We start from the raw sequence: 24,733 nt of genomic DNA on the forward strand, positions 1-24,733 counted from the left end.
ATGCTCGCGAAGCGAGCGCCCCCTCTCAGGGAGAGGGCAGGGGGAGTGGGAATCGATGGGCAGGCTGCGAAATCAGTCAGTTGCCACTAAGGCCCGGCTTTGCCGGGTCCTCCGTAACCGCTGCAAACCACTAAATCAACAGCCTGAACGGCGGCGCCTTGGCGCCGCCGTTGTCATTCCGGGATGTCGCGCGTTGGCACGCTACTCAATGTGTGGCTTGTCGGACTCGCAGGCGCGCATGTGGCGATAGAGCGTGTTGCGGCTGATGCCCAGGCGCCGCGCCGCTTCCGACATATTGCCGTGGCTCAAGGCGATGGCGCGCGCCATGGTGCTCTGCGACAGTTCGCGCAAGTTGCCGCACTCGTCGGTGGTGGCCGCGGCGGGCACGGGCCAGCGTAGTTCCTCCACCAGATCGTCCGGCAGGTGTTGCCAGCCGATGCGGGTTTCCTGTGGTTCCAACAGCGCGCAGGCGGCCCGCAGTACGTTGGTGAGTTGCGTGATGTTGCCGGGCCAGGTGTAGTTGGCGAACGCCAAGGCCAGCTCGGGCTCGATCGATAGATTGCGTTCCGGCGCCAGGTCCTTCAGCCGCCGCGTCAATAGCGGCGAAAAATCCTTGCGCTCGCGCAGCGGCGGGCAGCGCAGGGTCATGCCGCTGATGTGATAGTAGAGGTCGGCGCGGAAGCGGCCGGCCTCGACTTCCGCCTTCAAGTGCCGTGTCGTGGCACAGATCAGCACGAAATCGATGTCCTGCGGCTTGCCGCCGCGCGGCGTCAGCTGCTTTTTCTGAATGACGTCCAGCAAGCGGGTCTGCAGCGGCAACGGCAGGTCGGCGATTTCCTCGATGAATAGCGTGCCGCCGTCCGCTTCGCGCAGCCGGCCCGGCCAAGCTTCGCCGCCTAGCGGCGGCAGGTGGCCGAACAGCTCGCTTTCCAGCAAATTCTCCTGTACCGCGCCGCAGTTCACCGTGACAAAGGGACCGGCGTGGCGCGGCCCCGATACGTGCAGCGCGCGGGCGAAATAGGCTTTGCCGACCCCAGGCTCTCCCTGCAGCAATACGGCAATCGGTGTGCCCATCAGCTTGCGCGCTCGGCCGATCAGCGTGGCCATGGCCTCGTCGCCATAATCGATGGTCGCGAGCGCATCGCTCGGCTGGTGCGGCGGCGGCGCAAAGGCTTCGCCATGAACGGGTTTGCCGGGGTCGATGCGCACGAACAGGCGGTGGCCGTTGACGCGCGTGACCAATTGCGGCTCGTCGGGTTGGCGCAGGCACTGGTCGAGCAGGTCTTCCCAGCGGCTCTGCAGCACGCGGGTGATCGGCGTCACGCCCAGATCGGCGGCGGAGAGCCCCAGTTGTGCAAGGCCCGCCGGCGTGGCGCCGATGATCCAGCCATTTTCCGATAAGGCGACCGCGCCTTCGGAAAACGTGCCGATACCCTCCGCCAGTGCGTGAAAATGCAAACGGATATGGTGGGCGTGACAGGATTCGAACAGCCGGTTTTCCAAGGTCTGCGCCGCGGCGCGCACGAGGCCGAGCGAGTGGGAGTAGTGTTTGCGTTCGTCGCCGGAGATATCGAGCACGCCCAGCAGCATGCCGTCCGGACCCTTGATCGGCGCGGCGGCGCAACTGAGGAAACCGTTGCGCTCGAGAAAATGCTCGCCGCCATGCACCATCAACGGGCGCCGTTCATGCAGGCAGGTGCCGATGGCATTGGTGCCGCGGTGGGATTCGTTCCAGGAGGAGCCGGGCATGAGCGCCACGCGCTCGGCGCGGTCGAGAAACTGGGCATCGCCGAAGACCTGCAGAATGACGCCGTGTTCGTTGGCCAACAACACCATGCTGCCGGTGTCGTGAACTTGAGCATGCAAGAACTCCATGACCGGCCGCGCCTGCAGAACCAGTTTCACCTTGCGCTCGAGCGACTGGGCGAGCTGTGGCTCGCTCAAACGCGCCGCGTCCGGCAACCGGCCTTCCGGCATCAGTCCCGCCTCGGCGGAACGCCGCCAGGAACTGGCCAAGAGCGGGCTGACTTGATAGGTCAGCGGAATTTCCTTCCCTTCCAGCATCAGCTCGCGCGCTCGCCGCAAAACAGCGCGATTTCTTCGTTCCAGTTCACACATCACGACCATTTGCCACCCCTTTGGGTTTTGTCGGATACGCTCGCCATTTGCACCCTTACATTCTAGCGGTCTGTTGGAGAGGGGCTTTGAGTTAAGCCAAATAAATCAAACTGTTACTATGACGTCTGCTGAGGATTTGCATTGTTTTATCGCTTTGTCATTAATACTGCCGCGGCGGACAAAAGAAAGCGGCGGCCAGTTCGCCGAAGCGAACGAGGCCGCCGCCAAAATCGATGCCGCGTTGTTACGCAGGCCCGTCTAGGCGGTGATCAGGCCGGGACGCAGGCATCGGTATTACACAAGTCCGCACACATGGGGCTGTCGTACGAACCTTCACACTCCACACATTTATCCGGATCGATGATATAGAGCTTATCGACGTGCGAAATGGCGCGGTTCGGGCATTCGGATTCACAAGCGCCGCAGCCGTTGCACAATTCCGGGATGATTTTGTAAGCCATGACATTCTCCTTGCGATGATCAACGCGAACCATTTCGTGCCGTGTTTACAACCCTTTTGCGGCTGCGGCCGGCAGATGCCGGCCCCGAAGGGCTGGCAGCGCAGTTCACAAAAGGGTTGCAGACAGACCCCAGTATCAAAAGCCGGCGGGGGGCAAGCAATGCAAACCGGGCATCTCGCCGCCCTGTGTGTCATTTCGGGACAGGTGTCATGGCGGCAGGCGGTTGATCGCCAGCGCCTGCCACTGTCCCCCGAGGCGGTGGAGCCGGTTCAGGCAGCCGTAGTCTTGCGCGATGTCGAGCAGGAGCGGCATGGGCATCCCGAGCGCGTGGCTAAGCAACAGTCGGTTTATGCCGGCATGCGCGACGATGGCCACCCGCGCGCTGCTGGACAGAATGTCCTCCCACACCGGCAAGACGCGCGCCAGACAATCGGCGAAGCTTTCGCCGCCAGGCGGCCGGACGTGCAGTATGTCGCGCCCGCGCGCCGCATAGCGCTGGGGGTCGTCGAGCGCGACTTGGGCGCGTTTCTTGCCGTCCCAGGCGCCTAGCGCGATCTCGCGCAGTGCCGGGCGCACGCGCAGTTCGAGCCCGCCATGAGCCGCCGCGATCAATTCGGCGGTTTGCCGGCTGCGGGCGAGATCGCTGCAGTAGAGGGCGTCGAGGGGAACATGGGCGAAGTGGCGCGCGAGCTTTTGGCCTTGCGCCAGGCCTTCGCTTGATAGGGCCAGGTCGATCTGGCCGACAAAGCAGTGGCGCGCCTGCGGGTCCAACGCGCCGTGGCGCAGCAGATAAACGTCCTGTTCCACCGGAGAAGCGGTCATGGCGCAATCCTTTCGATGGCGCGTTTGGATGGCCGGTCGCACAAGGGCGAGCCGGTCAGCGACAGCGCCAGGCTGAGCCCGGTTTGCGCGCGGGCCGCGCGGATGATCGGCAGCCGGTACAGCGCCTGTTCGACCCGGCGCAGCCAGGCGGGGTGGTCGAAATCCTCCTCCGGCGCGTGCGCGAGCGCGAACCGCAACTCGGGCGGCGGCCCGGGGCGCCAGGCCACGGCGTAATCGGTCAAGGCGGCGATGGCGAATAGCGTCTGATCGAGCGTGTCGAGCGTCAGCACCGCGCCGGGTTGCAGCGCCAGTTGCGCGAGTTCGACGCGCGTCACCCGGTCGAGCCGCCGTAACGGCGAGCCGCAGCGGCAGCGGCCGGGGATCAGCCGCGACAGATCGCCGGTACGGTAGCGGATCAGCGGCATGCCGCGCCGGGTGAGCGTGGTGACGACCACCTCGCCGCGCTCGCCTTCCGGCAGCGGGCGCCCGCTGATGGGGTCGACGATTTCGACCAGCAGATCGTTCTCGCGCAGGTGCCCGCCCTGATGCGCCCAACAGGCGACCGCGCCGCCCAGTCCCATCTCCGTCATGCCGTAGTGCTCGAATACTTCGCAATGCCAGTCGTCGCAGATGTCGCGCGCCAGGCGCGGCGAGACCGGGTCGGCGCTCAACAGCACGCTGCGCACTGCGGCGGCGGCACCCCGTCGCAGACGGGTACAGCGCGCCAACGCGCGCACTTGCACCGGCAGGCCGGCGACCACGGTCGGCCGCTCGCGTTCGAACAGAGCGAGCGCCGCCGCCATGTCCTGGATCGGCCCGGCGGTAATCGGCGTCGCGTCCAGGCGCGCCACGGCCTCGGCCAGCAGCGTGCCGATGCTGCCCGGACGCGCGCAGGGGAACAGGATTAGCACGCGGTCGCCGGGTTCGGTTTGTTGCGCCATGCCGTGTTGAAAGAAGTCGACGGTGGCGGCCTGTTCTTCGGCGGTGAAGTACAAGCGCTTCACCGCACCGCTGGTGCCGGATGTCTGCAGCGTCACGACCCGGCTGATGTCGCTTTGCGATACGCACAGCAGCGACGGCTGGTTGCGGCGCACGTCCTCGGCATCGGTGAACGGCAGCGCCGCGAGCGCGTCGAGCGATTCGATATGCGGGTTGCAACCGGCGAGCCGCTGGCGGTAAAACGGGCTGCGCTCGATCGCCCAGGCGAGCAACGCCCGCAGGTGGGCGAGCTGGTGACGTTCGATGCTTTCCCGGCTGAGCGGGCCCTCGCAGGCGATTTTGGTTGCGCACCAGCGGTCAAGCGGAATGGGGCGAGGCGCCATGATGTCGGCCTTTCTAGTCGGCGCGGTACAGCGACCGGCCGGACTGCGCGGTCAGGTTGTAGGCGCAAAAAGGAATGACCCGATGATCGGGGTGCGCGACATGGATATAGCAATCGCGCAGCCGTGCCAGATCGAGTGTCCAGGCGTCTTGAAACGCCATGGCGGAAATGCTGAGGCTGCGGCGGCGCTGCGCCAGGAAGGCGTCCAGGCTCAGGACGCTGACGCCGGGGCAGCAACTTGGCGCGGCCTCCTGCGCGGGGGCGGCCCATTTGCGCGCCACGGTCTGGCGCGCGTGTTGTGTTTCATCCCGTGGCGCCGCGCGGGTAGGCGCGCTGCCGCAGCCGCAGGCCTGGTCCGTGCCCGCGGCGTGTAAACGGTTGTCGGCGTCGACGTAGAAACTGCCGCTGAACGAGCAGTAAGGGTTTTCCGCCGCGCCGGGATGAAAATCCGCTGCGTTGAGGGTGCCGCCGCCATGCGCCACGATGGCGCGCATGACTTCCGGCAGCGTGATGCGGTCGGCATCGTCGGGCGCGCGCGGATAACGGCCGAAGTAACTGACCGGCTGAAAATGAATGGCGCGCACGGTGGGCGTGTGGCGGGCGGCGAAATCGACCAGCGCGCCGATCGCCTGCGTGTTGACGCCGGGCACCAGGGTCGGCACCAGCACCACCCCCAGCCGGGCGCGCCGGCAATGGTCGATCGCCGCCAACTTGGCGTCCAGGAGGTCAATGCCGCGGATGACGCGATAGCACTGGTCGTCGAGCGCGTCGAACTGCAAGAACACGCAATCGAGCCCCGCCAGCGCCAGCCGGCGTGCATAGGCGGGGTCCCTGCTCAAGCGGATGCCATTGGTGTTGAGCTGCACGAAGTCGAAACCGATCTCGCGCGCCATGGCGATGATCTCGGGCAAATCGTCGCGTACCGTCGGCTCGCCGCCGGACAGCTGCAGATTGACGTCGGGGCTCGTTGCATAGAGCGCCGTCAGCCAGTCGCGGATCGCCGCTTGCGAGGGGTCGCCGCGCGTGCCGCCCGCCGAGGCGAAACATACCGGACAGCGCAGGTTGCAGCGTTCGGTCACTTCCACCAGCACGCAGCAGGAGTGCTGCCGGTGTTCGGCGCACAGGCCGCAGTCGAACGGGCAGCCCTCAAGACGCGGCCCGGCGCCTCGCGGCGGCGCGGCGGCGCCGGGCCGCGCGCCCCAGGCGACGTAGTTGTCGAGCCCGCGCCAGATGACCGTGCGGAAGGCGCCGTGTTCCGGACAGGCCTTGACCAGATAGACGTTGTCGTTCTCGGCCACGCGCGTGGCGGGCAGGCGGCGCAAGCATTGCGGGCAGACGCTTTCGGTGTGCGCCAACACGGTTTCGGTCATGGCAGCGAGACCTCCTGCTCGATCAGTGGCGAGAGCAGCTGCGGCAGCGACAGGCGCGTCAGGCGGCAGGCGGCGGCGGCGATGGCGCAAGCCGTGTCGTAGCGGCGGCGCGCGCCGCGGAGCGCCTCGGGTTGCGCGGCGAAGCGCTCGAACGCGGGTTGGAACCGCGTTTCCAACGATACCAGTCGATCGCCGGCCACCAGCTTGTCGGCGAGAAACACGATGGCGGCGTCGTCCGGCGCGTCGCCTTGGAAGCGCATGTCCATATGGCAGGCGATCAGCGGGGCGACGTCGGTAAACCCCAACGCGCCGACCGCCACGGCGCCGGCTTCGGCGTGATGTGGCGCTTTGCGCAGAATGTCGTGCAGTAGCGCCGCGGCGACGATGCGGTCGGGATGGAGCGCCACGCCCGCGCGCGTCAGCGCTTGCGCGAGGCACTCCGCCACTTCGGCGACGCGTTGCATATGACTATGCACGCGCGCGTCGACCCCAAAGCCGCGCGCGACGGCCTCGCATTCGATCGCCGAGGGCGTGTCCGGCGTGGCTGCCAGCGCGCTCAGGCGTTGATAATCCTCCGGCGTGTCCATATCGAGCAGGATGCGTTGGTCGTAAACCGGCAGATTGACGGCATGCGCTTCGTGCTCGGCCAACACGGCGCGCAATCCTTGCCGGCTCGCCCGGCGCTCGCCTTCGAGGATGGCGCCGAACAGGTCGCGATGAATACGCGGCGGATGGCCGCGCTGACCGAGAAAAGCCGGGTAGACGATCTTGGCGCCAGGCGGCTCGGCATAGCGCAGCAACTGCCGCAAGGTGGCCGGGCGCACCAGCGGAATATCGACCGGCAGCAGCAGACAGGCATCGGCGTCGGCCTGCTGAGCGGCCACGCCGGCGGCGATGCTTGAGAACATGCCGTGCTCGAAGTCGGGGTTGTGCACGGCGCGCACGCCGAGCCGCGCGCAGGCCGCAGCCAGCGGCTCGGCGTGGTAACCGGTGACGACACTGATGTCGGTTACCCCCGCGGCGCGCAGATGCTGGGTGACGGTCGCGAGCACCGTGGCGCCGCCAAGCGGCAGCAAGGGCTTGAAGCTGCCCATGCGGCGCGAGAAGCCGGCGGCCAGCACGATCGCCGTCACCCGACGGCGGGGAAGGGGGACCATATCAGTCTTTCTTCGCCCGCTCGGCATTGTCCGGCGAGAAGCGGTAGGCATCGAGGATCTCGAACGCCTTTTGCACGCCGGCGAGCGTCAGCCCCGGGCAACGCTCGACCTTCAAATCCGGCCGGCCCTGCATGATGTCGGCGCAATCGGTACCGGGGTATTTGCCACGGCACTCATCGCTGAACCACTCGGTATATTCTTCCAACATCCGCGCCAGGCGCGGATCGGCCTCCTCGTCGCTGCCGCCTTTGCCGGCGTAGAGGCCAAGCAGACAGCAGCCGCCGGTCAATACGCCGCAAGTCAGGCCGTTGCCCATGCCGAGCGAGAGCCCGGACATGGCGCGCAGCAGCTCCGGATTGTCATGCCCCATGGCCCGGAGTCCCATCATCACCATGATGTGACTGCAGGTGAAACCTTGCAGCGACCACTCGGCGACACAAAATCCCTCGTCATTCATGATGCTCTCCTCGACGGTCGTCACCTGGCTTGCGCCAGGAACAAAAAATAGCCTGGGCGGGCCGCCCGCAGTGCCGCGGTAAACGCATTCGCGTCGGACGCGGGCAACGACGGCGCCCATAGGGCCGCGAGCGACCCGTTGGCGAAAATCAGCCGAGCGGCGAACGCCTTGAGCGCGTCGGAATGGTCTTGCCGCTCGGCGACGACAAACCCCGCCTGCTCGATCTCCTCTTGCAGGTTGTCCGGCGTCGACATGCGCGCCAAACACGCCGGTAGCGTGTCGGACCCGGCGCCGGCAGTGCGGCGGCAGACATCCAAGACGGCCAGCGGGGCGCCAGGCGCCAAGACGCGGCGGCATTCGGCCAGCGCGCGGCGACGGTCTGTCATCAACGACAGGCTGCATTCGGCAAGAATGCCGTCCAAGCTGCCGCTGGCGAACGGCAACCGCGTGCCGTCGGCCGCGGCGAACGCTGCGGCGGGGTACCGTTGCCGGGCAGCCGCCAGCGCGCGCGGGGCAAGATCGACGCCGATCGGCCGGCAGCGGCGTTCGCCGAGCAAGCCGAGGCTCGCGCCGTCGCCGCAGCCGAGGTCGAGAACGCGCGCGCCGGCAGGGAAGGCCGCCAACGCGATCAACCGCCGGCTCAAGGCCAAGCCGCCTGGGCGCAACGGCTCATCGTCCGGCGATGTGAAGCGGCCGCTGGCGTAAGGATGGCAGCGCGGGGCGTCCATCACTTATCCTCCAGCGCCTGCTCGACCTGCAGCATCTTGCCGGTGGCCAGATCTTCCGGCACATAGGTGTAACCGCATTGCGGGCAGCGCGGCAGCTCGACCGGAAACGCCTGCCCGAGATAGCGAACGGTGACGGGCGCCGACACGAGCGGCAGCCGGCATTGCGCGCACAAGAGTTTGAGGCCGTTGCCCGGGTCGATTTTCATGGCGTGTCTCCCACTTCCATGCGATGGCTGTAGCCGCGGTAGACCACGCAGCGGCCGTCCTCGATCGCGTATTCGACCCAATAGGTGATCGCCGCCGGCCGGTAGCTGGCGATGACGTGGCCGCTGTCCGGGTCGATGAGCCGCGCGCCGCCGTTCTCCGCGTGGCGCACCACCTGGCGGACGTCCTCTTCCAGAATCCATTTGCGCTCCAGATCGGCGCGCACGTCGTCGGCGATCGACAGATCGGGCCGGGCCGCCCGGGTTGGCGTGGCCTCTTGCCATAGGTCCCGCAGCAGCTCGGTTTTCAGCCGGGCGCGGTTTTCCTGCCGGCGCGAAAACCCCGGATCGGCGCGCTCCGCCGGATCGGCGGCCGCGCCGAAAATCAGATCGAGCAAGTGAACGGCCCGTTTGCCGCGGCGGGCGAAGTTATCGCGGCACATCGCGCAGTAGGCGAGATAGTCGGCCGGGTCCTCGTCGGCGCGGCGGTCGACCACCTTGTCGGCGACCTCGGGATTGACGAACGACGCGAGTCCGCCGAAGCCGCAGCAGGTGCCGAGACCCGGCGCGCCCAGCTCGTGGTGCGCGACGCCGAGGCGGTCGAGCAAGCGGCGGACGCTGTCTTGCACCGCGGTCTCTTGGCGGGCGGTGCAGGGGTCGTGAATGGCATAGTCCGACACGGGCGGCGCGCTCGCCGCGCGCGGCGGCAGACCCTCGCGCTCAAGCACGGTCCAAAGCGATTCGACGGCAGGCGCCGCATCCAGGTCCTTGAACGCGCGCAGGCAGGTCGAGCAGGCGGTGATCAGCCGCGGCTGATCGAAGGACGCCCATTGTGCGCGCAGGTTTTCCAGGTTGGCGGCGAACAGATCCTCGCGCCCGGCCCAGCGCGCCGGCGCGCCGCAGCAGCCGAGCATCAGGCCGACGCCTCCTTCCAACGTGGCGCACAAATGGGCGTAGATCTGCAGGACGTGCTGTGGTGCCGAGGCCGACAGCTGGCAACCGGGGAAGAACAGATAGCGGCTTTGCCGTCTGCCAGGCTGATGGCGCAGCAGGGCGAAGGCTTCGCCTTGGCTGAAGGCCATGTCGCGCAAAGCGAATTCATGATGCGACGGCGGCATCTTGCCCTTGTCGACCATGCTTTGCCGTGCTTCCAGGCAGACGTCGGCCATCGACACCTGGTTGGGGCAAACCGCCGCGCACAAACCGCACAGCATGCAGGAATCCACCATGCGATTGGATTTGTGCTGGCCCATGACGATGCTGTCGTTGTTGTAGATTTCGCGGATGTAGCGCTTGGGGTGGCTGCCGTAGTGTTCGAGGTAGGGGCAGACGCGCACGCATTCGAGACAGTGACAGGGAAAGCAGCGCGCGGCTTCTTTTTGCGCCTGCTCGGCGCCGTAGGCGTCGCCGATGTCCGGCGGCAGCGCTGGCGCGGCCGGATGGCGCGAGGTGTCGACGTAGAGGCGGCTGGCGTAAGCGCCCTGATTGTCACGGTTGGCCGTGAGCGATGCGCCTTGCAGCGCGCGGTCGATCGACAGGGCGGCGTAACGGCCATCGTGAACCGATAGGATCGGCGCGCCGTCGTCGCCATGACGCAGCCGGCCGCCGGCAAAAACCGCCGGGTGAGACGTGGCGAAGGTCAACGGGTCGACGATCGGTCGCTGTTTGTCGTCCAGGTCGAGCCAGCCGGCAAGGTCGGGCCGCGACCCGTTCCCCGGCGCGAGGTAGATGGCGTCGAAGTCGGCGAGCAGGCCGTCGAGCCGAGCCAGATCGACCGTTTCGCTCAGCCGCAGCGCCATGCGGCTTTCGCGCACGCGCGCCAGATCGGCCTCGATCACGGCCGCGGGCAGGGTTTGCTCGCCTAGCAGGCAAAGCCGAGGCAGCAACGCGGCGGCGGCCTCGAACACCGTCACGTCGTGTCCCTTGGTGTAGAGATCGATCGCCGCGGTGAGCCCGGAGATGCCCGCGCCGACAATGGCGACGCGTCCGCGCTTTGACGGACGTTGCGTGCGCAACGGGATGTCTGTTCGCCCGAACGCGACGCAGGCGCGCTCGAGCAGATGAATGCGTAGCGGATCGCCCGCCTGCGCGCGCAGGCAGGCCGACTCGCAGGGGTGATGGCAGAGATGGCTGATGATCGACGGCAATGGGATGGCGCGCGCGTAGACCTCGTACGCCTGCCTGAATCGGCCTTGCGCCAGATGCGCCAGCATGGCGCGCGCGTCCACGTGCACCGGGCAGGACGCCGCGCAGGCAGGCGCCTGTTCCTCGACGCAGCGCGCCTCCCATTCGCGAACCCGTGTGCCGTCCATGATCCTTGCTCCTCTCTTGCCCTGGTAGGGGGAAAAGCCCAGGCGGCGCGCGCCGCCCAGGCTTGGCCGACGCGCCCCGTTACAGGCGGGCGGGCACGACCGCCGGCTTGCCTTGCGCCTTGGCGTCCAACGCCGCCTTGACGAGCTCAGGCAATGCCGGCACGCGGAACACCCGTACGCCGCAGGCGCTGTAGATGGCGTTGAGGATGGCCGGGTGCGGCGCGGTCAGCGGCGCTTCGCCGACGCCCGCCGCGCCGTATGGACCCTCGCTGCGCGGCGTTTCCAGGTACAGGATTTCCATGTTGTCCGGAATGTCGCGCGGATACGGCAGGCCGCAGTCGAGCAGGTTGGTGTGCTTTTGCAGATCGTCGAAGTCCTCGGTCAGCGCCAGCCCGACACCCTGGGCCAGGCCGCCGTAGATCTGGCCGTCTACCGTGGCGCGGTTGATGATCGTGCCGACGTCGACCGCGGTGGTGAACTTCACCACCGTCGTCTTGCCGGTTTCCAGATCGACCACGACTTCAGGCAGGAATACCTCGTACATGTAGACCGGGAACGGATTGCCCTGTCCGGTGACCGGATCGCACTCGGTGCAGTCATGTGCCACCCACTTGCCGTCGTAGCGCAACGGGATGTGCTCGGCCACCATCTCCTCATAGCTGCGGTAGCTGCCGTCGGGCTTCCGCATGGCGTTGAGCAGCATTTCGCACGACACCCTGATGGCCTGGCCGACGAACACGTTCGAGCGGCTGCCGCCGGCCGGACCGCTGTTGGGCAGGTCGGTGCGGTTCATCACCAGCTTGATCTGCTCGGGGATGAGACCGAGCGGCCGCAGGGTTTCATGTACGAAGGTCTGCGTACTCAGGTCCGAACCCTGTCCGTGATCCTGCCAGGCGTTGTAGGCGGTCACGCCGGTCGGGGTCAGCTCGATTGCCGCCTCGGAGCTGTCCGGACCGTCGAGACCGCAGCCGTACATGCCGATCGACAGGCCGATACCATAGGCTTTGCCCGGTTCGGCGTACGCGGCCTTGCGCTTCTTGGCCTCTTCCCACTTCGGCCGGATCATGTCGAGCAGCTGTTCGAGACACAGCACGTCTGGCTTCTGCCCGGTCGGCGTCGTGGCGCCTTCGCGGTAGATGTTGAGGTAGCGTAGATCCAGCGGGTCCATGCCGAGCTTTTCCGCCAGCATGTCCATCGCGGTTTCCGACGCGAGGAAGGCCTGCGGCGAACCGAAGGCGCGGAAGGCTGAGCCCCATGCATGGTTGGTACAGATCGTGCGGCCATGGCCGCGGATGTTTTTGATGTCATAGCCCGCGCCGGTGAACTGCCCCTGGCGCGAGGTCACCAGGTCGCCGAACTCGGAGTAGGGACCGTGGTCGAGCCACCAGTCGGTTTCCATCGCCATCAGCTTGCCGTTCTTGTCGGCGCCGAGCTTGACCTTGACGTCAGCCGGCGAACGCTTGCCGGTATAGGTGATGTTTTGGAACTGGGTGTAGACCAGCGAGACCGGGCGTTCGGTCGCCATGCAGGCCACGCCGAGCAATGCCTCGATGGTCGGGCTGAACTTGTAGCCGAAGGTGCCGCCGGTCGGGTTTTGGATCAGGAGCAGCTTGTCCGGCGCAATGCCGAGGCCCGGCGCGATCATGGCGTGGTGCAGGTGCAGACCGATACTCTTCGATTGGATGGTCAGCACGCCCTGGTCGTCGAAATAGGCGCAACCGCAGTCCGGCTCGATGTGCAAGTGCGGTTGGCGGCTGCAGTAGGTTTCGACTTCGACCACCGCATCGGCCTTTGCCATCAAAGGCGCGGTTTCCTCGCCCTTGATCACGCCCTGTTCGTAGTAGGCGTTCGGCACGCCCGGGTGGATTTCCAGCGCTTCCGGGTCTTGCGCGGCCCAGCCGTCCATATAGGCCGGCAACACTTCCAGGTCGACCTTGACCTTGTCCGCCGCCGCGCGGGCATGTTCCACCGTGTCGGCACAGACGATGGCGATGGCGTCGCCGAACTGGAACACCTTGTCCTTGTTGAGGATCGGGCGGTCCCAGCCGTCGCCCTTGTTGGTTGGGAAGGTGATCAGGCCGGTGATGGCGTTGCGGCCCTTGACGTCCTTCCAGGTCACCACCTTGACCACGCCCGGCATTTTTTCCGCTTCGCTGGTGTCGATACCGCGGATGTTGGCGTGCGAGACCTGTGCCTGAACCAGCGCGAGGTGCAGCGTGTCGGGCGGCATGTGCATGGTGACGTCGGCGCCGAAGTCCCAGGTGCCGGTCACTTTGGCCACGGCCGACGGACGGTGATAGCGCGAACCCATGATGCTGCCGTTTTGCGGTGCGCGTTCGAGCAGGTCTTCTTTCTTCTTTTCGCCGCGCAATACGGCGGCGGCATCCATCACCGCGTTGACGAGCGGCTGATAGCCGGTGCAGCGGCAGGCGTTGCGGTTACGGTTGAACCAGGTGCGCACTTCCTCGCGCGTCGGGCTTTGGTTCTTGTCGAGCAGAGCCTTGGCCGACATCAGGAAGCCCGGCGTGCAGACGCCGCACTGGGCGCCGCCGTGCGCCATCCAGGCGACTTGCAGCGGGTGCAGGTTGTCCGCCGTGCCGATGCCCTCGATCGTGACGATCTTCTGACCGGCGGTATATTTTTCCACCGGAACCATACAGGCTTTGATCGGCTTGTTATCGATCAATACCGTACAGGTGCCGCATTGACCGGTGTCGCAGCACACCTTGCAACCGGTGAGCAGCAGGTTTTCACGCAATACATCCGACAGTTTTTTCTGCGGATCGACGATCAATGCGCGATCGACGCCGTTGATGTTCAGGGTCAGTCTTTTCATGACAATCTCCAACCAGTGCGTTGACAGGGATGAAGCTCAAGTAACGGCTACGCCTTTTTTTTCAGTGGGATATCCTCCGCGCTAGGCAGGGCGAGGCCCAAGTGCGGCAGCGCGGCCTCGCTGCGCCGCCGGCAGGCGACCATTTCCGCCAGGATCGAAATGGCGATCTCTTCCGGCGTTTGCGCGCCGATGTCCAATCCCACCGGGGCGTGCACGTTGCCGAAACGTTCAGCGGCGATGCCTTCCTTTTGCAATTCGTGAAAGATGCCGGTCACCTTGCGTTTGGAGCCGATCATGCCGATGTAGCGCGCGGCGGTGCCGGTGGCCCAGCGCAGCACGCGCATATCGGTCATGTGACTGGGGGTGAGGATCAGAATGAAATCGTTCGGCCGTGGCGCGAGCCGGCTCATGGCCGTGTCGTAGTCGGCGACCACGATGTCCTTGGCCTGCGGGTAGTTTTCGCGATTGGCGAACGCCTCGCGCTCGTCGACGACGATCACGTCGAAGCCGGCCGGGAGGGCGACTTGGTAGGTGGCGCGGCCGGTGTGGCCGGCGCCGAAGATATAGAGGGCGGGCGCCGCCACCAAGGGCTCGATGTAGATCTCGAGACTGCCGCCGCACACCATGCCAGCATCGAGCCCCGGCTGCTTGTTGAGGTCGAAGCTGATCGTGACCGGCTTTTCGCGCGCGATGACCTCGCGCGCCGCCTGGATGGCCTCCCATTCCGCGCCGCCGCCGCCCACCGTGCCGACGATGCTGCCGTCGTCGCGCACCAGCATTTTGGCGGTGGCGAAGGACGGAATGGATCCTTGAGTGTTGGTGATGGTGGCGAGCGCCGCGTTTCGGCCCTCGCCGCGCAGGCGGATGATTTCTTCGTAGATGTCCATATCGCTTCTCCGATTCAGCGCTCGGTGCAGGAAATGCACGGGTCGATGCTGTTGACGATGATGGCGATGTCCGCGATCTTGGCCTCTTTGAGCATGATGCGCAGGGCATCCCAGTTCATGAAGCTCGGCACGCGCCACTTGACTCGTTCGGGCTTGGGCGAGTCGCCCATGCGCACGTAGTAGATCAGCTCGCCCCGCGGCGCTTCGCAGCGGGCGATCGCCTCGCCGGCCGGAATGGATGGCCGCTCGCGGCTGTCGATGGTCGGGCCGTCTGGCAGGTCGCGCAGGCACTGGCGGATCAGGCCGATGGCGGTGCGCGCCTCGTAGAGGCGGATCATCGCCCGCGACCAGACGTCGCCGTCCGGCAGCGTGTGCACCGTGACGTCCAGCCGGTCGTAGGCGGTGTAAGGCGCCTTGACGCGCAGGTCGTAATCGATGCCGGCGGCGCGCGCCACCGGGCCGACCACGCCGCAGTCGACCGCGTCGGCGTGCGGCAGCACGCCAATGCCGCGTGTGCGGCCGAGAATCGAGCCGTTGGTGCGGTAGAGATCGATGATCTCGACCACCTCGGCGTCGATGGCGTCCAATTGCTGGTTGAGGTAGCCGATGCCCTGGGCGTCGATGTCGTAGCGCACGCCGCCGATGGCGTTGGCGCCGATGTCCATGCGGTTGCCGAACACGCTTTCCTTGACGTCCTGCATGCGCTCGCGCACTTCCATCACATGCATGAACAGCGCGTCGAAGCCGACCAGGTGCGCCAGGATCGCCACGTTGAACAGATGCGAGGCGACGCGCTTGACCTCGTCGGCGACGGCGCGCAGGTATTGGGCGCGCGGCGGCACCACGATGCCGGCGATGCGCTCGATCGCCATCGCATAGGCTTGCGGGTGACTGTTGGAGCACAACGAGCAGACGCGTTCGGTCAGCACCACGTTTTGGAAAACGTTGCGCTTGGTGACCAGGTATTCGATGCCGCGGTGCACGTGACCGGCATGGATGTCGACGTGGGCGATCGTTTCGCCTTGCACGTCGAGGCGGAAGTACATCGGTTCCTCCAGCGCTACGTGCAGCGGTCCGACCGGAATGGTGAAGTTGCTCATGATGAAGGGGTCTCCGTCTGGGCCAGGATCTTTTCCCACAGCCCCTTGGTCGTGGCGCTGTTGGTCAGCGTGGACATCGGAATCAGCCGCTCCAGCACCGCGCCCTCGATGCCCTCGTCGATGAATAGCCGGCGCGGGTCGGGATGGCCGTGCACTTGCAGCGCGTAGATCTCCATCATTTCGCGCTCGGGCCAGTCGGCGGCGCGGAAGAGGCCGGTCAGCGAGGCGATCGCGCCGCCTTCCGGCACGTGCGCCACCACCGTCAGCGTCAAGCCGTCCAGGTCGAAGTGGTAATCGACTTCATACGCATGGCCGCTCATCGGCACACCGCCGAAAAACGTCGGCGGCGGGGGCGCCGTCTCGCCCTCGGCGACCTTGGGCGCCGGCGGCGCCTTGGGCTGGAACACGGTGATGGTCGATAACCGGGCGCCGACGGTCTTCAGCCAGCTCGCCACGGGGAGCAGATCGCCGTGGCTCGCCAGCGTGCACCACGCCGTGGTCACGCCCTTGTCGTCGGTGTCTTGGCGGTACAGGATGCCTGACGGCGCCGACGCCGCGAGGCAGGCGTCGATCTCATTCGGTTGGCGCATGATTCGGAGTCCTTTCCTCCAGGGCCTTCTTGCGGCAGCCTGGGCACAAGTGTCGGAATTGCTCGATTTCCTCGGCGCTGAACGGCGGCTCGACCCCCACCGGATTGGGGGCGCTCGCCAGGGTCTTGGTGCCGCAAGCGCTGCAGGCGGTGTAAGGAATGAGCTCGCGGATCGCCATCTCGTACATCCGCGCGGTCGGGTGCGCCAGATGCCAGTCGTCGCTTTGGACGATGGCGTCGGTCGGGCAGTAGAAGTTGCACAGGCCGCAGAACACGCAGCTGTTGTGCCACATCATGAAGCGCAGCCCTTCCGGCGTTTTGTCGAAACGGATGGCGCCGGGCGCGCAGACCTGCTCGCAGGCGCGGCAGCCGGTACAGGCCGGCAGGTCGAAGCGGATGCGCCCGCGCAATTTCGGCGGCGTCCAGGCCGGGCCGAAGGGAAACGCCACGGTCGACGGCCCTTGCGTCAGGTTGCGGTAGAACAATTTCAGAATGTTCATGGCGTGGTTCCTCAAAGACGCGCGCGCCAGATGGCGATCGCCTCGGCCACGCCTTCGATGATGGCTTGCGGACGGGGCGGGCAGCCGGGCACGTTGACGTCGATCGGGATGAACTGGTTCATCGGCGCGTGCACCGCGTAGCTCTCGCGGAAAATGCCGCCGGAGATCGGGCAGACGCCGACCGCCACCGTGACCTTGGGCTCGGGAATTTCGGCGAACACGCGCAGCACGTCGTCCTTGATGCGCGCGGTCAGCGGGCCGGTGATCAGCACGATGTCGGCGTGGCGCGGGCTGCCGCAGTATTGACAGCCGAGCCGCTCGACGTCGTAGCGCGGGATGCAGGCGGTGGTGGCGCATTCGACGTCGCAGCCGTTGCAGGAGCCCGCGTTGATGCGATAGATCCAGGGCGAGCGGGTCGCCAGCCGTTTGGCTTGGTCGGTCAGTGTTTGAATGAATCGGGTCATGGCGAAGCCCCTCAGATCACAACCACGGCGACAAGGCTCGCGAGCGATAGCGCGAGCGGCCACTTGAGGAAGAAACGGAACGCCTGGTCGATGCGCATGCGGCCGCAGGAGACCCGCACCAGCGTGACGCCCACGAGCATCAGCAGCAGGAGCTTGCATAACTGCACCGCCAGGCCCGCCACGCCGCTGGGCGCGGTCGGGAAGAACAGCGCGATGCCCAAGCTCAGCACCACCACTGATTTGAGCGCCGACATGACCTTGAACAGTCCCAGCGCCGGACCGGAGTACTCCAACAGCGGTCCTTCCAGCACTTCGGTTTCGGCTTCCGGTATGTCGAACGGAATGATGCCGAGGTTGGCCGGGTAGAAGGCGAGGAACGCCAACAGCGCCGGCCACATCACCGGATCGAACAGGAAGGCGCCGTGGCGCGCCTGGTAGGCGACGATCTCGGTCAGCGAGAAACTGGCCCACCCGCCTTGCCCGTGACCGACGCGCACGGCGATGGCGGCGACGACCAAGACCAGCGGTCCCTCGTAGGCCAGCATCAGCGCCATTTCGCGCGAGAAGCCGATGGCGCCGAAGGGCGAACCGGAGGCCGAGCCGGCGATCATCAGCACCACCGCCGGAATGGCCAGCAGGTAGAGCAGCACCAGCAGATTGCCGAGCGCGGGATCGGGCGTGTAGACGCCGGCGATCGGCACCATGGCCGCGGCCAGCATCATCGTCGCGGCGCCCACGAGCGGCGCGCCGAGAAATACCGGCTGGCTGGCGATATCCGGCACCATGGTGCGCTTGAAGGCCAGTTTCACCAGGTCGAAGAACGGTTGCGCCAGCGGTGGGCCGACACGGCGCTGCAGCCGCGCGGCGAGACGGCGGTCGACCCCTTTGAGCGCGAGCCCGAGGACGAGGGCGAACAGCCCGCCCGGGAACAGCAAGACGGCGAGCGGATAAGCATACGGTTGCATGATGGTCTCCCTCATTCCGGTAAGTGCGATTCGGCCGACTGCGCCGGGTCGGCGCTATAGCCGGTATCGTGGCGGGCGCGCAGCAGCGCGCGGATCGCCGCGTCCGGGGTTTCGAACAGGTTGGAGGCGCCGACGTGTTCGGCCTCCGGCGTCAGGTCGTTGACGCCGCACAGGTGGATCGGCGAGCGCACCACCGGCGCGCCGGCCCGGCCCGCGCGCAGATAGCGCATGCCAAGGCCGATCAGGATCAGCAGCAGGGCCGACAACACGCCCGGATGCCAGCCGTCGGTGCCGGGCAGTGGACCAGCCCAGCTCGCGGCGATCGGCTGCATGCCGAGCTGAACTTGCAGCGAGGCGATCGGCACCAGCAGCACACCCGGGAACAAGCCGACGATCAGGCTCGCGCCAGCCAGCACCGCCATCGGCACGAGCATGACCGGCGGCGCTTCCCGTGCCTGCGCCGCGGCCGCGCCCGGCACGCCCATGAAGGCGGCGTGGGCGAATTTCAGCACCGCGGCGAGGGTGAACAGGCTCGAGATCATGGCGAACACGCCGAGCACCACGTGGCCGCTTTGGAACGCCGCCATATAGATCAGCCACTTCGAGGCGAAGCCGTTGAGCGGCGGAATGCCCGCCAGCGATAGCCCGGCGAACAGGAAGATACCGAAGGTGATCGGCATCTTGCGCCCCAGGCCGCCCAGCTGGTCGAGCGTGGTGGCGTGGCTCGCCACCATGATGCAGCCGGCGCACAGGAACAGCAGGTCCTTGAGCATCATGTGGTTGACGAAGTGCATCAGGCCGCCGGCCACGCCCAGGCTCGTGCCGAACGCGAGCGCCATGGTGATGTAGCCGAGCTGGCTGACGGTGCTGTAGATCAACAGGCGCTTGATGCCGGTTTGCACCACCGCCATCGCCCCCGCATAGAGCAACGTGATGCCGCCGATGACCGCCACGACGTTCATCACCGTCGGCGTGCCGGCGATCCAACCTAGCCGGCCGACCACCGCGGCGCCGCCGAGCAGCGTGAACAGCCGCAGCACCCCATACGGACCACTCTTGAGCAGCACGGCGGAGATGTAGCCCGATACCGGTGTCGGCGCGGTGGCCGGGTGCATCTGGTAGTCGATGCGCACAGGCAGCATCGCCGCCTTCATCAACATGCCGAGGAACACCAGGCCGAGCGCGCCGCCGAGCCAGGCGGCCGGCATGCTGGGCGCCGCCGCCGCGAGCGCGGCGAAATCGAAGCTGCCGGCGGCGTGGCCGAACATCGCGATGCCGAGGAACATGAAGCAGGCGCCGACGGTGTTGAAGATGAAGTACTTGAATGCCTCGCGCCGCGCGTCCTCGGTTTCTTCATGCACGAGCGCCACATACAGCGCCCAACTGCTCATCAGTTCCCAGAAGGCGAAGAAGTTGAACAAGTCGTGACTGCCGGTCATGCCGACGAGGCCGGCGATCATCAGCGCGAAGGCGGCATAGAAGCGCCCTTGCGCATGGCCGTGCGCCATATAGCCAGTGGCGTAGGCCATATTGAGCGTGCCGACGCCGGTGATCAGCAGCGCGAAGGCGAACGACAAGCCGTCGTAATGCCCGGGCTGCAGCAGTACCGCGACGAAGCTCGCGGCGATCACCGCGATGGCGAGCCAGCCGGCCGCCGGTTGCGAACGCTTGCCGACGAGCCAGATCGCCAGCGATCCCAGCGCGGCCACCAGGGCGGCGGCCGGCCAAGCGATGGTCAGATTGGGCCAGACCGCCGGCGCCAGCGCGCCGCGCGCGGCTACCCAGTCGCCGATCGCGCCGACCCAGGCGATCTGCGCGCCCGGCAGCACGCCGCCGGCGACGATGGCCGCAGCCAGCACGCCGATGGCGATGACCATCGGCAGCGGCGCTTCATGCACGTCCGCCGGCCCTTGGTAGGGATGGAAGAACAGCAGGCGGACCACGCGCAGGTAGTAGAAGGCGGCGATGATGCTGCCCAGCAGCAACAGGGCGGCGACATCGATCCGCCCGGCCGACACGGCGGCGGCGATCATCAGGAATTTACTGATGAAGCCGGAGAAGGGCGGCAGGCCCATGATGGCGACCGTGGCCAGCGCGTAGCAGCCGGCGCTAAACGGCATTTTGCGTCCCAGACCGGCCAGATCGGCGATTTGCCGCTTGCCGCTACGCAGGATGAAGGCGCCGGCGGCGAAGAACAGCAGGGTCTTCATGACGGCGTGGTTGGTGACGTGCAACAGCGCGGCGCCGGTGGCGAGCGAGGTGCCGAGCCCCAGCACCGCGGCGATTTCGCCGATCTGCGCCAAGGTCGAATAGGCCAGCATGCGCTTGAGTTCGACTTGCAAGAGCGCCATGACCTCGCCATAGAGCAAGGTGGCGGCGCCGAGCAAGGTCAGCAGCGCGCCGATGCCGGCGCCACCGGCGCTAAAGCGGTGCAGCGCGCCTAGGCCGATGATCACGTATAGCACCTTGACCAGGCCGAATATCCCAGCCTTGGTCAAAATGCCGGACAGCGGCGCGGAAATCGACGACGGCGCCTCGGGGTGGGCCAGCGGCAGCCAGCTGTGCAACGGCACCAGGCCCGCCTTGACGGCGAAGCCTATGAAGAAACACAGCGCAATGAGCGCGCCGATTGCCGGATCGATGCGGCCGATCTGCGTCGCCGCCACGGCAAACTCGAAGCTGCCGGTCTGGGCATGCAGGAGCAGAATGCCGAAGTGCATGACGTAGGCGCCGCCGGCGCACATCAGGAAGTACACCAGACCGGCCTTGAGCGCCTTATCGGTTTGCTCGTGCACGATCAGGAAGTACGACGTCCAGGTCATCAGCTCCCAGAACACGTAGAAGTTGCCGAACTCGTGCGCGGTGGCGAGCCCGAGCATCGAACCGGTCAGCAGGAACAGGAAGAAGTAATAACGGCCGACGTGGTGCGCATGGCGCATGTAGCCGAGCGAGTAGAGCACCACCAGGAACAGGATGCCGGCGAACAGCAGGGCGAACAGGCGCGAAGCCGGATCGAGCCCCGGTGTCAGCGCGGCCAGCGCCACGGTGGCGGCGGCCAAGGCCAGCGCGGCGTAATCGCGCATGCCGCGCGAGACGCGGTCGAGCATGAAGAGCGCGAAGCCGCCGAGATAGGGCACCAGCACCAGCGTATCCCACGGCGATTCGAACTCGGGCACGCGCGGCGCGCGCCCTACGCCGGCCAGTTGCTCGGCCGCGTGCAGGAACGGATGCGGCCAGACGCTGATGAGGATCGTCACGGCGGCCAACAGCCAAGCCAACGGCTGGGCGAGACGCGGCGCCGGTTTGAGCGCCTCCTCGCCGCGCGGCGACTCGAAGCAGACGCGCTGGATGACGATCAGGTAGTAGCAGGCGGCGACGATGCTGGCCACCGTGCCGACGGCCGCCAGCAGCAGCTGGCCGTGATCGATGGCGGCATAAAGCACCAGAAATTTACTGTAGGATCCCTTAAAGGGCGACAGCCCCAGCACCGAAAACATGCCGAAGCCGAACAGCAGCGCCGGCAGCGGTTGACGCGCGCCGCTGCCCGCCAGGTCGTCGAGCTTGCTCGATCCGGCGCGGCGCGCCAGCCACCAGGCGCTGACAATCACCAGCCCGCGCATGACCGCTTGATAGCCCAGATGCATGGTGGCGCCGGTGAGCCCCGCCGGTCCGCCGATACCGATGCCCATCAGCAGATAGCCGACCTCGGCAAGCGTCGAGACGATGATCAGACGCTTGAGGTCCCGCATCGACAACAAGGCGGCGATCTCCCCGAAGAGCAGAAGCGCGGCGCCGAGCCAAGCAATCAGGCTGGGATCCTGTGTTACGTGAAGTAGCATGGTCTTTCCCTTCCGTGGTTCCAAGTCATGTCTTGCAAATAAGCAGCCTCGGGGTCATCCCGGTTTCCTGCAGTATTGGCGGCGGCTTGAGACAGCCACAACGGAAACCCCGTATCTGGAAAACCGTTGTGTCAATTCGTGACAGTGGCGTTTCGATGGCCGCGAGGGGCTTTGCCGCCGCGCCGGGATCTGCCTTAATTCGGACCATAGGCAGCGTGAGAGGGATGATCGATGCACGAAACCGCCATCGTTTCCGGCTTGATGCGCATTCTCGACACGCAGGCGCGCGCGCACGACGTCAAGCGCATCGCCCGCGTTACCCTGAAGGTGGGTCGCTTGCGCGCGGTCGAGCCCGCGCAGCTGCGACTGTGCTTCGAGCTGTTCGCCGAGGATACGGTGGCCGCCGGCGCCCAATTGGTGATCGATCCGGTGCCGGTGCGCGCGCGCTGCACACATTGTCAGGCGGAGTTCGAGGTGCCGCGCTACCGTTTCGACTGCCCGCGCTGCGGCGCGGGCGAGGTGACGGTGATCAGCGGGCAGGAACTTTACATCGAGAGTTTCGAGCCCGCCGAGGAGTCGAGAGATGACGAGCGTTGACATCGCGGCAGGACTGACCGATGCCTTTGGCCGGCGGATCCGCTATCTGCGGCTATCGGTGACCGACCGCTGCAACCTGCGCTGCCGTTATTGCATGGGCGGCGATGTGACGTTCCTGCCCAAGCGCGAGATCCTGACGCTGGAGGAAATGCTGCGCGTCAGCGAAGTGTTCGTCCGCTTGGGTGTGGTCAAGGTGCGCGTGACCGGCGGCGAGCCGTTGGCCCGCCCCGGCGTGGTCGGTTTGATCGAGCGTCTCGGCGCGCTGCTTGACGGCGGCGGGCTGGAGGAGCTGACGCTGACCACCAACGGCATTCTGCTCGCGCGCCACGCGTCCGCGTTGCAAGCCGCCGGCGTGCGCCGCGTCAATGTGTCGCTCGACACGCTCGACGCCTCGCGTTTCCAGGCCATCACCGGCCACGATGGCTTGGCGCAGGTGCTGGCCGGCATCGAGGCCGTGCGCGCGCTGGGTATCGCCGTACGGCTGAACACCGTGGTGCAGGGCGGAGTCAACGACGACGAGTTGGATCGCCTGGTGGCGTGGAGCGGCGGTCATGGCTGCGATATGGCGCTGATAGAGTGCATGCCGATGAAGGGCGCCGCCGCCGGTCCCGCGCTATTGCTCGACGCCGTGCGCGACCGGCTCGCCGAACGGTGGACGCTGCAGCCGCTGAGCGAACGCAGCACCGGGCCGGCGGACTACTGCCGCGTGGTGGAAACCGGTCAACGGCTGGGATTCATCGCGCCGATGAGCCATGGGTTTTGCCCGCGCTGCAACCGCGTGCGTCTTACCTGCAGCGGTCGCTTGGTGTTGTGCCTTGGTCAAGACCATGGCGTCGACTTGCGTCCGGCACTACGCGAGCAAACGTCGGACGCAGCGCTGGAAGACGCCATCCGCGCGGCCATCGCCAGCAAGCCGCCTCGTCACCATTTTGCCGCCTCGGGCCAAACGGCGGAGACGGCCGCGCCGATGTGGCAAATGGGTGGTTAATCACTTGCAGAACACGCTGGGAGAGAACGATGTGCGATACCTGCGGTTGCAACCTGACCGACGCCAACCGGCACCTGGTGGCGGCTGAACCACGAGAAACCATCGAGGTGCTGGAAAATCTGCTGGCGGAGAACGACCTTCAGGCCATGCGCAATCGCGCGCGCTTCAATGCCCGCGGCTTGTTGGCGGTCAACCTGATGTCCTCGCCCGGCAGCGGCAAGACCGCCTTGCTGGAGGCGACCATCCAGGCGCTGCCGCCCGGCGTGCGGGTGGCGGTGATCGAGGGCGACCTGGAGACCGAGAACGACGCCGCGCGCATCCGCCGCCATGGCGTGCCGGCGGTGCAGATTACCACCGGCATGGCGTGTCATCTGGACGCGCATATGGTGGGGCAGGCGTTGCAGCGGCTGGATTTGTCCGCGATCGACATCCTGTTCATCGAGAACGTCGGCAACCTGGTGTGTCCGGCCAATTTCGATATCGGCCAACATTGCAACGTGCTATTGCTGTCGGTGACCGAGGGCGACGACAAGGCGGCGAAATACCCCGTCATGGTGCGCGCGGCCGACGCGGTATTGATCACCAAGACCGATCTGTTGCCGTATATCGAGGAATTCGACCTGGCCCGCGCGCGCGAGGCCGTTGGCGGGGTGCGCCGCGACGTGCCGTTGTGGGAAGTGTCGGCCAAAAACGGCAAGGGTTTGGCGCGCTGGCTCGACTGGCTGACGGCCAGCTTGACCGCCTGCCGCGCGGCGCCCGGTCCGTCGTACGCGCCGGCCGAGCCGCGCGCACGGGTATCCGCGCCCGCGCACGCGTCGCGTCGTTAGGGCCTGTCTGCAAACTATTTGTGAACTGCGCTGGCCTGGTAAATGGCCAGCCCTTCGGGGCCGGTATCAGCCGGCGCATCGCGTTGTCGCTTGCCCCTTGCAGTGAATGACACTGCGGCGGGACGCGCTTCTAGCGCTGCATCCCGCTGATGCCGGCCGCAGCCGCAAATAGTTTGCAGACAGGCCCTAGCG

At 66.5% G+C, this 24,733-nt stretch carries 21 protein-coding genes; 3 read left to right on the top strand and 18 right to left on the bottom strand.

Annotation, left to right across the window (positions count from 1 at the left end):
* Positions 1-201 precede the first annotated feature (201 nt).
* The 18 genes from JOZ06_RS01680 to JOZ06_RS01765 all read right to left on the bottom strand — a co-directional run bounded on the left by JOZ06_RS01680 (position 202) and on the right by JOZ06_RS01765 (position 22,129).
* The gene (locus tag JOZ06_RS01680; protein WP_293228043.1) at positions 202-2,127 is read right to left on the bottom strand and encodes a sigma-54-dependent Fis family transcriptional regulator; all 1,926 of its coding nucleotides are present in this window, start codon (positions 2,125-2,127) and stop codon (positions 202-204) included.
* A gap of 260 nt (positions 2,128-2,387) precedes the next feature.
* Complete coding sequence (locus tag JOZ06_RS01685) at positions 2,388-2,579, bottom strand: 4Fe-4S binding protein (protein WP_293228044.1); 192 nt, start codon at positions 2,577-2,579, stop codon at positions 2,388-2,390.
* A 207-nt stretch (positions 2,580-2,786) separates the two neighbouring features.
* Complete coding sequence (locus tag JOZ06_RS01690) at positions 2,787-3,401, bottom strand: histidine phosphatase family protein (RefSeq protein WP_293228045.1); 615 nt, start codon at positions 3,399-3,401, stop codon at positions 2,787-2,789.
* Entirely contained in the window at positions 3,398-4,723 is a 1,326-nt protein-coding gene (locus JOZ06_RS01695) for a DVU_1553 family AMP-dependent CoA ligase (protein ID WP_293228047.1), read from the bottom strand. Before JOZ06_RS01695 ends, JOZ06_RS01690 begins: the two co-directional genes overlap by 4 nt.
* Before the next feature lie 13 nt (positions 4,724-4,736).
* Positions 4,737-6,092 carry a radical SAM (seleno)protein TrsS gene (gene trsS, locus JOZ06_RS01700; RefSeq protein ID WP_293228049.1) on the bottom strand — a complete coding sequence of 452 codons (1,356 nt, stop codon included), beginning with the start codon at positions 6,090-6,092 and terminating at the stop codon, positions 4,737-4,739.
* Complete coding sequence (locus JOZ06_RS01705; RefSeq protein WP_293228051.1) at positions 6,089-7,249, bottom strand: DVU_1551 family NTP transferase; 1,161 nt, start codon at positions 7,247-7,249, stop codon at positions 6,089-6,091. The genes trsS and JOZ06_RS01705 overlap by 4 nt, the downstream gene beginning before the upstream one ends.
* 1 nt (position 7,250) lies before the next feature.
* Positions 7,251-7,706, bottom strand: coding sequence for a DVU_1555 family C-GCAxxG-C-C protein (locus JOZ06_RS01710; RefSeq protein ID WP_293228053.1), 456 nt, complete (start codon positions 7,704-7,706; stop codon positions 7,251-7,253).
* A 20-nt stretch (positions 7,707-7,726) separates the two neighbouring features.
* Positions 7,727-8,434, bottom strand: a complete 708-nt coding sequence (gene trsM, locus JOZ06_RS01715) for a DVU_1556 family methyltransferase (RefSeq protein WP_293228055.1) — start codon at positions 8,432-8,434, stop codon at positions 7,727-7,729.
* Positions 8,434-8,640, bottom strand: coding sequence for a DVU_1557 family redox protein (locus tag JOZ06_RS01720; protein WP_293228057.1), 207 nt, complete (start codon positions 8,638-8,640; stop codon positions 8,434-8,436). Before JOZ06_RS01720 ends, trsM begins: the two co-directional genes overlap by 1 nt.
* Positions 8,637-10,949, bottom strand: coding sequence for a pyridine nucleotide-disulfide oxidoreductase/dicluster-binding protein (locus tag JOZ06_RS01725; RefSeq protein ID WP_293228058.1), 2,313 nt, complete (start codon positions 10,947-10,949; stop codon positions 8,637-8,639). The genes JOZ06_RS01720 and JOZ06_RS01725 overlap by 4 nt, the downstream gene beginning before the upstream one ends.
* Positions 10,950-11,028: 79 nt before the next feature.
* Entirely contained in the window at positions 11,029-13,785 is a 2,757-nt protein-coding gene (locus tag JOZ06_RS01730; protein ID WP_293228059.1) for a molybdopterin-dependent aldehyde oxidoreductase, read from the bottom strand.
* A 47-nt stretch (positions 13,786-13,832) separates the two neighbouring features.
* Positions 13,833-14,672 carry an XdhC/CoxI family protein gene (locus tag JOZ06_RS01735; protein WP_293228060.1) on the bottom strand — a complete coding sequence of 280 codons (840 nt, stop codon included), beginning with the start codon at positions 14,670-14,672 and terminating at the stop codon, positions 13,833-13,835.
* Positions 14,673-14,686: 14 nt separating this feature from the next.
* The gene (locus JOZ06_RS01740) at positions 14,687-15,772 is read right to left on the bottom strand and encodes a nickel-dependent hydrogenase large subunit (protein WP_293228061.1); all 1,086 of its coding nucleotides are present in this window, start codon (positions 15,770-15,772) and stop codon (positions 14,687-14,689) included.
* On the bottom strand, positions 15,769-16,362 hold the full coding sequence (locus JOZ06_RS01745) for an NADH-quinone oxidoreductase subunit C (RefSeq protein WP_293228063.1): 594 nt from the start codon (positions 16,360-16,362) through the stop codon (positions 15,769-15,771). The genes JOZ06_RS01740 and JOZ06_RS01745 overlap by 4 nt, the downstream gene beginning before the upstream one ends.
* Positions 16,346-16,861, bottom strand: coding sequence for a 4Fe-4S dicluster domain-containing protein (locus JOZ06_RS01750; protein WP_293228065.1), 516 nt, complete (start codon positions 16,859-16,861; stop codon positions 16,346-16,348). Before JOZ06_RS01750 ends, JOZ06_RS01745 begins: the two co-directional genes overlap by 17 nt.
* 11 nt (positions 16,862-16,872) lie before the next feature.
* Positions 16,873-17,325 (bottom strand): NADH-quinone oxidoreductase subunit NuoB, encoded by a 453-nt coding sequence (nuoB, locus tag JOZ06_RS01755; protein WP_293228067.1) that lies wholly within the window; start codon positions 17,323-17,325, stop codon positions 16,873-16,875.
* Positions 17,326-17,336: 11 nt separating this feature from the next.
* Entirely contained in the window at positions 17,337-18,290 is a 954-nt protein-coding gene (locus JOZ06_RS01760; RefSeq protein ID WP_293228069.1) for a complex I subunit 1 family protein, read from the bottom strand.
* An 11-nt stretch (positions 18,291-18,301) separates the two neighbouring features.
* The gene (locus JOZ06_RS01765) at positions 18,302-22,129 is read right to left on the bottom strand and encodes a proton-conducting transporter membrane subunit (RefSeq protein WP_293228071.1); all 3,828 of its coding nucleotides are present in this window, start codon (positions 22,127-22,129) and stop codon (positions 18,302-18,304) included.
* Between the two features lie 231 nt (positions 22,130-22,360).
* Here JOZ06_RS01765 and hypA point away from each other — a divergent pair, with 231 nt between their 5' ends.
* Genes hypA through hypB form a run of 3 tightly spaced genes read left to right on the top strand, consistent with a single transcriptional unit; the run spans position 22,361 to position 24,541 of the window.
* On the top strand, positions 22,361-22,726 hold the full coding sequence (hypA, locus tag JOZ06_RS01770; RefSeq protein WP_293228073.1) for a hydrogenase maturation nickel metallochaperone HypA: 366 nt from the start codon (positions 22,361-22,363) through the stop codon (positions 22,724-22,726).
* Positions 22,713-23,714: a GTP 3',8-cyclase MoaA gene (gene moaA / locus JOZ06_RS01775; RefSeq protein ID WP_293228075.1), complete on the top strand. Its 1,002-nt coding sequence runs from the start codon at positions 22,713-22,715 to the stop codon at positions 23,712-23,714. The genes hypA and moaA overlap by 14 nt, the downstream gene beginning before the upstream one ends.
* 29 nt (positions 23,715-23,743) lie before the next feature.
* A complete protein-coding gene (gene hypB, locus JOZ06_RS01780) occupies positions 23,744-24,541 on the top strand; it encodes a hydrogenase nickel incorporation protein HypB (RefSeq protein ID WP_293228077.1) in 798 nt (265 codons plus the stop codon).
* The last annotated feature ends 192 nt before the right edge of the window (positions 24,542-24,733 follow it).

This window comes from Paludibacterium sp., assembly GCF_019232825.1.
Taxonomy (GTDB): Bacteria; Pseudomonadota; Gammaproteobacteria; order Burkholderiales; family Chromobacteriaceae; genus Paludibacterium.